At 56.8% G+C, this 14,088-nt stretch carries 11 protein-coding genes; 6 read left to right on the top strand and 5 right to left on the bottom strand.

Annotated features, from left to right (window positions below; genetic code table 11):
• Positions 1-10: 10 nt before the first annotated feature.
• Positions 11-1,342, bottom strand: a complete 1,332-nt coding sequence (locus HFD94_RS10860) for an extracellular solute-binding protein (RefSeq protein WP_010252044.1) — start codon at positions 1,340-1,342, stop codon at positions 11-13.
• 550 nt (positions 1,343-1,892) lie between these two features.
• Between HFD94_RS10860 and HFD94_RS10855 the strand changes: the two genes are divergently transcribed.
• Positions 1,893-2,492: a GNAT family N-acetyltransferase gene (locus tag HFD94_RS10855; RefSeq protein ID WP_061901841.1), complete on the top strand. Its 600-nt coding sequence runs from the start codon at positions 1,893-1,895 to the stop codon at positions 2,490-2,492.
• Between the two features lie 12 nt (positions 2,493-2,504).
• Positions 2,505-3,596 (top strand): ABC transporter ATP-binding protein, encoded by a 1,092-nt coding sequence (locus HFD94_RS10850; RefSeq protein WP_033787522.1) that lies wholly within the window; start codon positions 2,505-2,507, stop codon positions 3,594-3,596.
• Positions 3,597-3,653: 57 nt separating this feature from the next.
• Here the strand turns inward: HFD94_RS10850 and HFD94_RS10845 are convergent, their stop codons facing one another.
• Positions 3,654-4,772, bottom strand: a complete 1,119-nt coding sequence (locus HFD94_RS10845) for an ROK family transcriptional regulator (RefSeq protein ID WP_061901842.1) — start codon at positions 4,770-4,772, stop codon at positions 3,654-3,656.
• A gap of 40 nt (positions 4,773-4,812) precedes the next feature.
• Positions 4,813-5,697, bottom strand: coding sequence for a BadF/BadG/BcrA/BcrD ATPase family protein (locus HFD94_RS10840; protein ID WP_122889198.1), 885 nt, complete (start codon positions 5,695-5,697; stop codon positions 4,813-4,815).
• A gap of 270 nt (positions 5,698-5,967) precedes the next feature.
• Between HFD94_RS10840 and HFD94_RS10835 the strand changes: the two genes are divergently transcribed.
• Together HFD94_RS10835 and HFD94_RS10830 are read left to right on the top strand one after the other, a co-directional pair.
• The gene (locus tag HFD94_RS10835) at positions 5,968-7,125 is read left to right on the top strand and encodes a Gfo/Idh/MocA family protein (RefSeq protein WP_010252054.1); all 1,158 of its coding nucleotides are present in this window, start codon (positions 5,968-5,970) and stop codon (positions 7,123-7,125) included.
• 205 nt (positions 7,126-7,330) lie between these two features.
• Positions 7,331-7,540 carry a hypothetical protein gene (locus HFD94_RS10830; protein ID WP_033780442.1) on the top strand — a complete coding sequence of 70 codons (210 nt, stop codon included), beginning with the start codon at positions 7,331-7,333 and terminating at the stop codon, positions 7,538-7,540.
• A 323-nt stretch (positions 7,541-7,863) separates the two neighbouring features.
• Here the strand turns inward: HFD94_RS10830 and HFD94_RS10825 are convergent, their stop codons facing one another.
• Positions 7,864-9,105, bottom strand: a complete 1,242-nt coding sequence (locus tag HFD94_RS10825) for an MFS transporter (RefSeq protein ID WP_010252060.1) — start codon at positions 9,103-9,105, stop codon at positions 7,864-7,866.
• 400 nt (positions 9,106-9,505) lie between these two features.
• Between HFD94_RS10825 and HFD94_RS10820 the strand changes: the two genes are divergently transcribed.
• Together HFD94_RS10820 and HFD94_RS10815 are read left to right on the top strand one after the other, a co-directional pair.
• A complete protein-coding gene (locus HFD94_RS10820; RefSeq protein WP_235038338.1) occupies positions 9,506-10,105 on the top strand; it encodes a hypothetical protein in 600 nt (199 codons plus the stop codon).
• A gap of 275 nt (positions 10,106-10,380) precedes the next feature.
• Entirely contained in the window at positions 10,381-12,771 is a 2,391-nt protein-coding gene (locus HFD94_RS10815; RefSeq protein WP_010252065.1) for a glucose/quinate/shikimate family membrane-bound PQQ-dependent dehydrogenase, read from the top strand.
• A gap of 55 nt (positions 12,772-12,826) precedes the next feature.
• On the opposite strand, the gene HFD94_RS10810 is transcribed toward HFD94_RS10815, so the two are convergent.
• A complete protein-coding gene (locus HFD94_RS10810; protein ID WP_122889196.1) occupies positions 12,827-14,032 on the bottom strand; it encodes an MFS transporter in 1,206 nt (401 codons plus the stop codon).
• Positions 14,033-14,088 lie beyond the last annotated feature (56 nt).

Here is a 14,088-nt window from a genome sequence, read left to right as displayed (position 1 = left end):
GGCCTCCGGCTTAATGCTTCAGTGTTTTCAGGTAACGCTGATAGTTGTTATCAAAATTAACTACCATCTGATCGGGTGTCTGACGGCCTGCCAGCAGCAGTTGAACGTTCTGATTCAGCTCGGCGTTCATGGTGGGTGTCGCCCAGTCCACGTAGTGACCTAAACCGTCGTAATCATTGAGCGTCAGCCAGACCTGATACGCCTCGGCCAGCAGCGGATTGTCCGCTGGCATTTTCGCCGCTTTGTTGGTGCTGGCAGGCAGGAAGCCCACCTTCAGCCAGCGGTTCGCCATGGCATCAGAGACCATATAGTTGATGAACTTCGCCGCACCTTCCTGCTGGTCTTTGCCTTTGGCAGTGCTGGTGATGGAGAACGCCAGATCGGTACCGCCCACCATCAGCGGTTGCTTCACGCCTTCACCGGCAGGCATCGCGGCAAAGTGAATATCTTTGTTGTCTTTAAACTGGCCGAGATACCAGGTGCCGCTGACCAGGAACGCAGCCTGGCCGTTCTGGAACAGGGTCGCCGCATCGTCGTGACCGATGCCCTGGAAGCCAGGGAAGAAGTACCCTTTGTCGGTCCAGCTCTTCATCATAGAGGCGGCATTGACCAGCTTGCTGTCTTTGAAGGTGCCGCCCACATCGTAAATCAGATTATCCAGCGTCTTGCGGTCGTGGCTCTCAATCTGCGCCTGCCACAGGGTGCTGAGCAGCTGCTGGCCCATGTTGCCATCCAGCAGACCGAGCATCATCGGCGCGGTGCCCTGCTGCTTCAGTTTCGCCATCGCGCTTTCCAGCTCAGCCAGCGTTTTCGGCACGGCAATACCTGCTTTATCCAGCAGCGCTTTGTTGTAATAGAGCCCGACCATCTCGCCCAGGCTGGCGACGCCATAGAGTTTGCCGCTGCCGAACTCGCCGCTGTCTGACCAGCGGTTACGTTTCAGAATCGAGTCCGGGAAGCGTGTGGTCCAGCCGTTGCTGGCGGCGTAGCTGTCGAGCGGCAGCAGCAGCTTATCTTTAACCAGCGAGCCCATATCGCCACCGCCCTGGTTGACCTGAGCGATCTGCGGGCCATCACCGGCGGTCAGCGCCAGCTTCAGAGGAATACGGGTATCTTCAAAGGAGTGAACCGAGCGGTTAATCACAATGCCGGGATTCTGCTGGGAAAACTCTTTAATCCCTTCATCTACCGCGGCAGTCTGCTCCGGGTAGTTGTAGATATCCCACTCATTCAGGGTAACGGCGGCGTGGGCGGCATGCGAGACGCTGCCCGCCAGCAGGCCCGCTGCCAGCAGCCGACCCACATTGCGAATTCGGAACGAACGAACGGAGGAAACAGACATTATGCTCACCTTCTTCAGACCAGGATCGGCATCCTTTCATCTCACCGCCTGACATCCTGCAGGCTGCAGCCGCACACAAACGCACTCACTCATACTTACTTTAATAAAAAAATAAAGTCAAACAGCCTGCGCGGGGAATTGCAACGCTGTGAGCACGCGCAAATAAACAGCGGCATGGCGTGAAATACAGCACACTGCGCTGGCATTTACGCGATTAACCGTGGCGGTGCGTCGCCAGCTACTTTTTCTGCAGCAGGAGATGCCAGTGCAATCATCGCAAAATAACCTCCTGATAAAACATACGAAAATCCTATCACGCTCACACTTTTCCCCTTTCACTGGCCGTGAATCTGCTGCCAGCCGCCATGATCCGGGCGTGTTGGCGATCACAGTTGTGCATCCCGATGCCGGTAAACATTGCCGAAGCGCCCGTGTTAGTGAGATAAGGTAATTATTCTATCTTGAAAACTAAGTCCACTTTCATTAACGTAACTTTTATCTGCGGATCTGTTCAATCCCTGACCGATTCACTCACTCACGAGAATTCACCATGGCGAATCAAGGTGTCATTCGTCCGGCCACCCCGGCGGACTACCCGGCGCTCTACCGCATCTGCCTGGAAACAGCCGATGCAGGTGGCGATGCCCGCGCGCTCTATTCCGATCCTGACTATCCCGGCCAGCGTTTTGCTGTGCCTTATGCGCGTTTCGCGCCTGACTTTGCTTTTGTGCTGGAGCGGGACGGTGAGGTGCAGGGTTATGTGGTCGCCGCGCCCGATACCCGCGCGTTTGAAGCGCAGCTACAGGCCGAATGGTGGCCGCAGCTGCAGGAGAAATATCGTGATCGCAGCGCCAGCGCGCCGCTCGACAGCAAAGTGCTCGACGCAATACGCCATCCTGACCAGGCCGCTGACACGCTGGTGACGCAGTGGCCCGCTCATCTGCATATCAACCTGCTGCCGGCGGCACAGAAAGGCGGCTGGGGTCGCCGGATGATTGAGCATGAGCTGGCGGCGCTGCGCGCTGCCGGTGTCAGCGGTGTCCATCTTGGCGTCAGCCTGCAGAATGAGCAGGTCTGTGCCTTTTATCAGCGCATGGGGTTCACCCCAATCCTGCGCAGCAATGCCATCTACATGGGCCAGTTACTCTGAGTGAGGTAGCCGATGACCAGCCTGCGCTTGCAGAATGTGAAGAAGTCTTATGAACACGTTAATGTCATTCATGGCATCGATCTGACGATCAACAGCGGCGAATTTGTGGTGTTTGTCGGGCCATCCGGCTGCGGCAAATCGACGCTGCTGCGGATGATCGCCGGGCTGGAGGAGATCAGCAGCGGTCAGTTGCTGATTGAGGAGCAGGACATGACGCAGCAGCCCGCCACCGAGCGCGGCATTGCTATGGTGTTTCAGTCTTATGCGCTCTACCCCAACATGACGGTGCGCGGCAACCTGGCCTATCCGCTGGAGGTAATGAAGAAGTCTAAGGCGGAGATCAATGAGGCGATTGCCCGGACGGCCGCCCGCCTGCATCTCACCGAACTGCTCGACCGCCTGCCGCGCGCGCTCTCTGGCGGACAGCGGCAGCGCGTGGCGATTGGCCGGGCAATTATCCGTCATCCGCGTATCTTCCTGTTCGATGAGCCGCTCTCTAACCTCGATGCCGAGCTGCGTTTGCAGATGCGGATTGAGATTGCGCGGCTGCACGCCTCGCTCGGCAATACCATGATTTATGTCACCCACGATCAGCTGGAAGCGATGACGCTGGCTGACCGCATCGTCGTGCTGCGTCAGGGCCGCATTGAGCAGGTCGGCGCACCGCTGACGCTCTATCACGACCCGGATAACCTGTTTGTCGCCGGCTTTATCGGCTCGCCAAAAATGAACTTCCTGCGGGCGGAAATCAGCGCCACGGGCAAGGGTGAAGTGCAGCTGCGGGTGCCGGAACTGAAGATTGAGGGGCTGGTGCTGAAAATCGCCGCCGACTGCCGCGAGGGGCAAACCGTGACGCTGGGAATTCGTCCCGAGCATTTCCAGCCTGCCGCGCAGACGCCGGAGGCATTGCGCTTTCACGGCGAGCTGGCCTATGGCGAAATGCTGGGCCACACCAACTATCTCTACCTGGATATCGGGCGTGAAGAGATGCTGGTGGTGGAAGAGCGTGAAGCAACCACGCGCGATCTGGGAACGCAGGTTGAACTGGGCTTTTCTGCTGCGCACTGCCTGCTGTTTGATGAACAGGGGATGCGCCTGCGCTAAGGGAAGCGCGGAAACAAAAACGGGCGCCGTGGCGCCCGTTTTTATTGGAGGGATAACTCAGATAACCGGCTCTTCATCGGCCTGCGCCGCCAGCAGATCAAGCAGCCGGTTGACGGCAAAACCCGCCGCGCCCAGCGCCCACATGCGGTTCGATTCAGTCAGGAACTGCAGCGGCGTCATGTGCGGCGTCAGTTTAAGCCGGTAGGCCTGGAAGCTCTGGGTGATGTGATCGAGCAGAATGCGTGACGCCATGTGCGGCTCCATCGCCAGATAAACCACATCCGGATCGTAAGCCACCGACAGGTTCGCCAGTGAAATTCCCAGCTCGCGTCCTGCCTCTTCCAGCACCGCCAGCACCTCGGGTGTTGGCCGCTGATCCAGCGCCTGCAACGTGAGGCCTTCCACCGGTTCCTGCTCAGCAAGCCGTTGCAGAATGGCGCGCGATGAGGCGACATCTTCCAGCAGACGCAGTGAGCCGTCGCCCACCAGCCCGTTGCCAATCTCCCCCGCCTTGCCGTGACGACCGCGATAGAGCTGACGATTCAGGATGATGCCCGCCCCGATCCCTTTGCCGTAGGTGGCGATCACCGCCGACTGCGCGTTGCCGAGCTGACCAAACACCAGCGCCGCCATTGCCATGGCGTTGGCGTCATTCTCGATAAATACCGGCAGCGAAAAACGCTCTTCCAGCAGGCGCGCAATCGGGACGTTGTCCCAGTCGAGCACTTTGGATCGGATACAGTAGCCGTTTTCGGCATCGACCAGTCCCGACAGGGCCAGGCCAATGGCGCCCACCCGCTTCTCCTCAACGCCGCGCAGGAATTTCGCCAGTGCATCGCCGAGCTGGCGCGGTGTAAGCGTGCCTTTCGGCATCTGCTGTTCACCCAGCAGATTGCCGCTGAGATCGGTCATGACGATCAGGTTGCGTTCTGCATTGAGCTGAATGCCAATCACGCTGGCGCGATCGGGATTGAGCCCAAGCAACGTTTTTGGCCGCCCCATCGACACGCGACGCAGCCCCAGCTCCTGCACGATTTCCTGCGCCAGCAGGCGATTAGTCGCCTGCGACACGGTCGACATGCTCAGTCCGCTACGAACTTTCAGGTCTGACTGGCTGATCGGCGCATTTTCAACAATCAACCGCAGAATGCGCGCGGTTACGTTGGGAGCGGTCATAAATTCCTCGGGTTATCTGGCTGAGGATACTCAGCCAGCTTCAGATCGGTAATCGGGCAGGCGTCAGCTGCTGCGCCAGTATCAGCGCCCCGCTCAGGGCATCGCCCTGCGGCGTCACCAGCCGGGCCTGAATATCGTCATCCAGCCAGCGCTGAATCGGCGTGGCCAGTCCCCCCATCAGCGCCACGGGTCCGCTACTCAGGGCAGTCAGACGGCGGACCATCAGGCCGATATCGGCTGCGGTCTGATGCAGCAGATCCTGTGCATGACTATCGCCCGCGTCGGCGGCCGCAAAAATCTGTGGCACCACGCGGGCCCAGTCTGCAGGCGTCGCTGAGCGCGTCCAGAGCAGCATGGTTTCCGGGCCGTGGTCGAACTGCGCCATCAGCTGCCGGGTAAGAGCGCTCGGGGTAATAATCGCTTCATGGGCCAGCAGCGCCAGCCGCAGCGCACGACGGCCCAGCTCAGCGCCCGATCCCTGGTCAGACAAGGCAAAGCCCCAGCCGCCAAGCAGCGTAAACTGATCGCCATCCCACGCGGCTCCCTGACTGCCGGTGCCGATAATAAAGACGGCGCCAGGTGCGCCGCCATGGGCGCCTGCACAGGCGATCTCCACATCGCTGACCACCTGTAACGCTGCGCAGTCAGGCTGCCAGCTGGCGAGCCGCGCCTGTACCGAGGTGACATTCGCACCGGCTAATCCGGCCACCAGCGCGGTTTGCGCCAGCGCCTCCGGGGCTAATCCCGCCTGTGACAATATCCGTTCGATCAGCTGCCCGACGCAGGTCAGTGCCGCGTCATAGTCTGACCAGACGTTGGCAGGCCCGCCGGTGGCTTCCGCCAGGATGCGACCCTGCAGGTCGGTTAACCGCGCGCGACACTGTGTACCGCCGCCATCAATGCCCAGAAGATAGTGTGGTTGCACGCGCTTCCTTCCCTGATTAAGGGTTATAGCCATAATGAGCGAACGATAGGATAAAAAAACTTAAATCGCAATAACAAATAAATATAGCAAAATCATATCTGAATTTTCTTCTTATTTTACATCATCATAACAAAAAACCCCTCGCAAAACGCGCAGTGCGTTATTGACATTAGTTTTTCTGTCGTAATAAGTTGGTGGTCAGATTATCAACAGGCGCGCCCGATCACAGGCGGGCTATGCATCATGCGATTTCAGGAGCAGGGGTTTAACATGAAAGTAGGCATTATCGGTCTCGGCTTTCGACTGTCCCACGTGATCAAAGAGTTCAGCAAAGCCGACGACGCCTTCTCGGTAGTGGGTTATTACGATCCGGCACCCGCCGGACTGCCTAATCTGCACAGCTTTGGTATCGCGCCCGGCCAGGCCTTTGCGTCAATCGATGCTCTGCTGGAACATGGCGGAATGGATGTCGTGCTGGTTGGCTCTCCCAACTTTCTGCATCTGGAGCATGTGGGTCAGGCGCTGGCAGCGGGTTACACGGTGTTTACCGAAAAGCCGGTGGTGATCAATGAAGAGCAGACCATGGAGATGGCGAAGCTGGTGCGTCAGTATGGCGAAGCGCGCATTCTGGTCGGCCTGGTACTGCGCTATTCCCCGCTCTATCACGATCTGCTGGCGGCACGCGATGCGGGTCAGTTGGGTGAGATCACCTCGATTGAGGCGACAGAACATATCAAGCCTTATCACGGCGCATTCTTTCAGCGCGACTGGCGCCGTCTGGAGAAATATGCCGGCCCGTACATTCTGGAAAAATGCTGTCACGACATCGATCTCTATCAGGGGCTGTTGCAGGAGCGCCCGATCCGCGTCGCCAGCTTTGGTGGCCGGAAATCCTTTACCCCCGCTCATGCGCCGCAGGGAGCTATCACCGCTGACTCAGAACTTTATCACGTGAAGCCCAGCGGCTGGTCGAGCACCGATGCGGTGTTCGACAGCGATGCCGATATTGTCGACTACCAGACTGCCCTGATTGAGTACGAAGGCGGCGCGACGCTGGCCTTCCACGCCAATCTGAATGTGCCGGATGAGTTCCGCCGTTTCTGTGTCATGGGCACCGACGGCATGGCGGAAGGCGACTTCGTACGAAACTACTTCCGCGTACACAACGCGCGCAGCGGCGAGAAAGAGGTCGATACCGCCTACAGCGGCAATGCGTATGATGGCCATTACGGCGCAGATGCGCTGATGGCTGAAGAGATCGTTAAACATATTAAACAGGGAACACCGCTGAAAGTTTCAGTAGTGGACGCGCTGGAAGCGGGCCTCACGGCAATAAAAATCGATGAGGCCCGTAAAACCCGCAGCGTAGTGGACATGCGTGAAAGCTGGCTAACATTTGACGCCAACCTGGGAAAAACCGGGGCCTGATGGCCCCAGCCTGCGGGTCGGCCTCCCCCTCTGACCCCAGGATTTTAATGGCAGTATGACTGGTAACTTCCTGTACTGGCCTTCGGGCCAGTGACAATATTGAGGTTGAGCTGGCTCGGGAAACCGTTGCCAGCGACAACTCAACCGCCCCTTCTCCAGCCCTCTTCTCCGAAGGCGTATTTGATTAAGCTGAAGGCAGCGCTTAATGAAGGTTTTTTTCATTCCGGGCGCAGACCGAGGGGCGCTGGCAGTGAAGGTATTCATACAGCAGCAGCATTCCTACCGGGTTATCCTCCAGATTTTCGAAATCAACGTGAGTTTTTTCCAGAAGATATTTTCTCAGGGCGCTAACCGGGATGTTTTTATGGGAAGCCAGCGCCCGGCACAGCTGCGCCACGATCTCGCACTTTACTGAATACGGCACATCAGGATTATAAATTTCCGGAATGGAGTGAGTCTGATTCATGACGGTACCCTCTATAAGCGCTTAAGCTGACTGAGGAGGCCACAGGCCTGCCGATGAGAGATAAGTTATAGCAAGGAACGCGTTTTCGTGTAAATCAGGAACGTTTTGAAAGGCGTTCCGGAGCTTTGCGTTCGTCCGGTTTGCGTCTCAGTCAGAGGCAACTTACATACTCACAGCGAATGGATGGCGCTTTTGCGTCTTTGCGCAAGGCATAGGCTCCCTGAGACTGCACTCAATTCTACAACCGCATCTGCCTCACCAACCTCGGTTGTTCAAACCGGATCCACCTCATTCTCCAGCTTCTGACGCCGTCGCAGATGCGGAAACAACTTCATCCACAGCGCCACCACCACCAGCGTACCGATGCCGCCAATCGCCGCCGCCGGTGCCGCACCCATCCAGGCCGCCAGCAACCCCGACTCAAACTCGCCCAGCTGATTCGACGTATTAATGAAAATCGCGTTAACCGCATTCACCCGACCGCGCATGGTATCCGGCGTATCCAGCTGCACCAGCGCACCCCGGATCACCATACTCACCATATCAAAGCCACCCAATGCACAGAGCGCCACCAGCGACAGCCATAACTGCGTGGAAAGCGCGAACACCAGCGTCGCAACGCCAAAGCCCGCCACCGAGCCAAACATAATCATCCCGACATGCTTCTCCAGCTTGTGACGGCTCAGCCAGATGCCCACCAGCAATGCTCCCACCGACGGTGCGCCGCGCAACATCCCCAACCCCCAGGGCCCGGTATGCAGAATATCTTTGGCAAAAATCGGCAGCAGCGCCGTTGCACCGCCCAAAAGCACCGCAAACAGATCGAGCGAAATTACCCCAAGTACATCTTTGCGCTCACGGATAAAGTGAATCCCGGCAAACAGATTCTTCATATTCATCGGCAGACGAGCCTGCACCGGACGCTCATAACGCAGCAGACTCACCAGCGTCAGCGAAACCAGATAAAATAGCCCGGAAACGCCATACACCACATGCGGCCCGGCGACATAAAGCAGCCCGCCAATCGTCGGCCCGACGATAACCGCTGCCTGACCGCCCACGGAGTTCATCGCCATCGCACGCGCCAGAATCGAAGGCGGCACCAGCGACGGCAGCATTGAAGACATCGCAGGCCACTCCAGCGCTTTCGCCACCGCAATCATAAACACCAGCCCCCACAACGCGGTCTTATCGGGGGTATGGAATAAGGTAAGCACCACTAATGCCAGCAGTGCGGCAAATTCCACCAGCTGACCCAACAGCACGATCCGCCGCCGGTCATATTGATCCGCCAGATGGCCCGCTGGCAGCGCCAGCAACACCGACGGCAGAAACTGCATTAAGCCAATCATCCCTAACGCCATTGCGCTGTTGGTCAGCGCATAGATCTGCCAGCTGATTGCGACCGAGAACATCTGAAAACCAAATGATGAACAGGTACGCGCCACCCAGAAGGCGACAAATGTCCGATGTCGCCATAGCGACTCTTCCGCCGCCGATGCCATAAATCCCATGTCTTATCCCAAATCAGGTGAGGAAACCCGCGTCGTTGCGCGGTGTTATTGGTGTGGTGATTGTCGGCTTCACGATAGCAGACCGGATGCGAGCAGAAGGCCTGCGGCTCCAGCGCTGCCTCCCTGTGCGATAAGCAGCGTCCCTGTCCGGCCGAGGCGCGTCAGACCCCTCATGATTATTACCAGCCTATTGGTCCCGACTATTGAATATATTCCAGCACATCATCAGACGCCAAAGGAATTATCGTTTCTTTGCTAACAGGTTTATTTACTTTCTCAGGCAACAAAAGGATGATTTGGATTAAGCATGTGATCTATATTTATTCACGCGTTTAGAAAAATGCGACTTTTTATATGCTTAATTAACAAAAAATCCTTTCTATTGAATTTCATAGAGATAATGAAAAACAGTTTATATAACCCCTATGTTACTGAACCAATCCATCACGTTAAGCGTAATGTCACTGGCATTTGCTATAGCGTGCCTTATCTTCAGCTAAACCAGGATAGCGGCAATATACTTAATACAAACAACATTATTTCATTACACAATCAAATTGCTACTGAAGCAGCATTAATGGTTGTGCCGGTGGAAGATATTCGATTACGGGGAATGATCGCGGTTCCGGATGCCTATACGCATTTACAAAATGCGCGTGTCCGGATTGGAATTAATTATTCCAGTCTGGCAGCACACAGTACGTCACTGCTTGAATTAACAAAGAAATTTGATTTCTGGCTTTATGATTTTGCGCCACCGGGTGCAGACTGGCGACTGCTGGAATCATTTCCTTTTTCAGGAATTGTTTTAACCGAATCTTTCTTTAATGATAATTATGAGAAGTTTACCTTTCCCTTTTTTATGGCGACGTTTCGTGAAAAAGGGGCAGAGGTAATCGTACGAAGTCATACGCCGCCCTTAACCGCTGAGCAGTTTGCTGAGATAAATATCAGCGGCTGGCAACAGCAACGCTCGGACGGCGATCTTATTAGCTGCTGATTCACAAATCCTGCCTTCCGGCGTTAAGGGCACACGGCGGTGCGCTTAACGTCCTTTAATCCCCCATAAAATGTCGTTTTATTCCAGTTGTTAAGCGGTTTAAGCCAAAAAAATCAAACCTCGATCTGATTTTGCTATAACATTTAACACAAAGGGATCGTCTGTCTTAACGGAAGAGATACTTCAGAACACCCTAATCATTTGTACTTGATAACTGGAAACAGCCTATCTGGTTGTTTTCGTGTGTTTTATGGCAACGAAACGAGGTCGATATTATGGGGAAAAACTCCTCATCTTTTGGCGTAATTCGTTTCCTGACGGTGCTGTTCGCAGTGCTGACGGGCGCGTTTATGCTGATTGGCGGTGGCTGGTTAGCCGCCATTGGTGGTTCCTGGTATTACGTTTTTGGCGGTGTGGTGATGCTTATCACCGCTTATCTGCTTTCCCGTCGTAAAAGCACTGCGCTGGTTCTCTATGCGTTGCTGCTGATCGGCACCCTGATCTGGGGTGTATGGGAAGTGGGCACCGACTTCTGGGCACTGGCACCACGCACCGATGTGCTGGTGATCTTCGGTGTCTGGCTGATCCTGCCGTTCGTCTATCGCAGCTTCAATGCGGGCAGCAAAGCCGCGCTGGGTACCATGGCTGTGGCGCTGATTGCCAGTGCCATTGTGCTGGCCTATGCGGTATTCAACGATCCGCAGGTCATCAACGGGTCAGTACCAGAAACCGCTGACAACGCCCCGCAGGCTGCGCCGCTGAGCAACATCCCGGATGCTGACTGGCCCGCTTATGCGCGTGATCAGCAGGGAACCCGTTTCTCTCCGCTGAAGCAGATTAATCATCAGAACGTGAAAGAGTTGCAGGTTGCCTGGCAGTTCCAGACTGGCGACATGAAAACCCCTAACGATCCGGGTGAAATTACCGACGAAGTCACGCCGATTAAAATCCGCGACACGCTTTATCTCTGTTCGCCACACCAGATCCTGTTTGCACTGGATGCGGCCACCGGTAAGCAGAAGTGGAAATTTGATCCGGGCATGAAGGTCAACCCGACCTTCCAGCACGTGACCTGTCGCGGTGTTTCTTACCACGAAGTGCCGGCAGCCGCCGATGCAGCGAACACTCAGCCTGCGCTGTGTTCACGTCGTATCTATCTGCCGGTCAACGATGGTCGTCTGTTTGCACTGGACGCAGAGACCGGCGAACGCTGCCCGGCATTTGGCGTCAACGGCGAGCTGGATCTGCAACACAAACAGCCTGTCACCACTGCGGGTCAGTATGAGCCGACCTCACCGCCGGTGATTACTAACACCACTATCGTGATGGCGGGTGCGGTTACCGATAACTACTCAACCCGCGAGCCGTCAGGCGTGATTCGTGGCTTTGATGTGAATACCGGCAAACTGCTGTGGGTGTTTGATCCAGGCGCAAAAGATCCTAATGCCATTCCGGCTGATGAACACACCTTCACCATGAACTCTCCGAACTCATGGGCACCGGCAGTTTACGATCCGAAACTGGATACCGTTTACCTGCCGATGGGCGTGAGCACACCGGATATCTGGGGCGGTAACCGCACACCAGAGCAGGAGCGTTATGCGAGCAGCGTGCTGGCCCTGAACGCCACCACCGGTAAGCTGGTCTGGTCTTATCAGACTGTGCATCACGATCTGTGGGATATGGATCTGCCGTCGCAGCCTACGCTGGCTGACATCACCGACAAAGATGGCAACACCGTACCGGTTGTCTACGCGCCAGCGAAAACCGGCAACATCTTTGTACTGGATCGCCGTACCGGCAAGCCAGTCGTGCCTGCGCCAGAAACGCCAGTGCCACAGGGTGCTGCTAAAGGCGATCACGTTGCCGCCACTCAGCCCTACTCTGAGCTGACCTTCCGTCCGAAACAGAATCTCACGGACAAGGATATGTGGGGCGCAACGATGTTTGACCAGCTGGTGTGCCGCGTGATCTTCAAGCGCCTGCGCTATGAAGGTCCGTTCACCCCGCCATCTGAGCAGGGTACGCTGGTGTTCCCGGGTAACCTCGGTATGTTCGAATGGGGCGGCATCGCAGTTGATCCTCATCGTCAGATCGCGATTGCTAACCCAATGGCGCTGCCGTTTGTCTCTAAGCTGATTCCACGTGGCCCAGGCAACCCGATTGAGCCGCCGAAAGGCGCTGAAGGTGGTTCAGGTACTGAAACCGGTATTCAGCCACAGTATGGCGTGCCGTATGGCGTCGAGCTGAACCCGTTCCTGTCACCGTTTGGTCTGCCATGCAAACAGCCTGCCTGGGGTTACATCTCCGCGGTGGATCTGAAGACCAACAACGTGGTGTGGAAACAGCGTATCGGTACCGTTCGCGATAGCGCACCGGTTCCGCTACCGTTCAAAATGGGTATGCCGATGCTGGGTGGTCCTATCACCACCGCAGGTAAGGTGTTCTTCATTGGTGCGACCGCAGATAACTACCTGCGTGCTTTCAGCACTGATACCGGCGAACTGTTATGGCAGGCACGTCTGCCAGCAGGCGGCCAGGCGACACCAATGACCTATGAAGTGGATGGCAAGCAGTACGTTGTCATCGCGGCAGGGGGTCACGGCTCGTTTGGTACCAGGCTGGGCGATTATGTGATTGCCTACGCGCTGCCAGACCAGAAGTAATTCACGCAGCTGTGAATAAACTAAGGCGGACTCCGGTCCGCCTTTTTTGATCGCACTACTTTTTCATGCCACGCCAGTTGAGCCAGGCGCAAAACAGCATCACCACGCAGGTTGCCAGAAACACCGGCCGCATCCCGAATGCACCGCCCACCAGTCCACCGAACAGCGGGCCGCTGACCTGGCCGATATATTGTGCCGATGTCGAATATCCCAGCATCCGCCCAACCTGTGAACCCGGCACGTTATGACGAATGATCGCCGTGATGCACGGCATCAACCCGCCCAGCGCCATCCCCATAAGAAAACGCAGCAGCACCAGTTGCCAGGCCGCCGTGATAAATGCCTGGGGTATCAGCAGCAGCCCGCTAACGACTAAACCGCCGGTCAGCACCCGCCAGTGCCCTACCCGATCGGCCAGCCGACCCAGTCGTGGTGCCGCCAGGACCGTGCCCAGCGCCGCCGCGGACATCACCAGTCCGGCTATCAGGGTAATCTGGTGGTCGCCCTGCACAAACTCGCCCACGTAAAGCGTAATAATCGGCTCAATCGACATGCTGGCGAAGATCAGCAACATGCCAGAGAGCCACATCAGCCGTATCAGGCTGTGATTAACCGGCCCGGCTTTAGGATGCGGTTGCTGGCTGGCGCGCGATGTAGCGGGAGCACGTGGCTGCTCTTTGAGTAAAAAGGTGGTGGCGAGGAAGGCGAGAAAAATCACGGCGCCGGTCAGCCAGAAAGTCTGACGAATCCCGATCAGTGGCGGTAGCACACCGCCCAGCAGCGGTCCGACCACGTTGCCGGCCATAATGCCGGAGGACAATACCCCCAGCGCCCAGCCGGTCTGCGCTTTCGGCGTTTGTGCCGCCACCAGAATGGTCGATCCCGATGCGTAGCCGCCCAGCAGCCCCGCCAGCAGGCGCAGCGCCACCAGTTGCCACGGCGCGGTCGCCATGCCAATCAGCGACATCGCAATCGCCATCCCGAGACTGGCCCGAATCAGCATCAGCTTACGACCATAGCGGTCAGCCAGCCTGCCCCACAACGGCGCAGTCAGTGCGGCGCTGAAAAAGGTCGCGCCGTAGGCAAGGCCGGACCAGCGGGCGATAGCGGCAGGCTGCTCAACGCCGAGTTGCTGAACATAGAGCGGCAGGAACGGCAGCAGCAGCGTCATCGCCACGATAGTGGTAAAAGAGCCGACGACGCAGACCCCTAAGTTACGTCGCCAGTGCTGAAACTCTGCAGTTTCGGGTGACTGTTGCATGATGATATCCGGTGAGTGATCAGGGATACAGGCTAACCGGCGTAGCGGAGTAACAA

It is taken from the genome of Pantoea sp. EKM20T (assembly GCF_011800485.1).
Lineage (GTDB): Bacteria > Pseudomonadota > Gammaproteobacteria > Enterobacterales > Enterobacteriaceae > Pantoea > Pantoea agglomerans.
The sequence above is the reverse complement of the archived record's forward strand: the minus strand, read 5'-3'. Positions and strand labels throughout refer to the sequence as shown.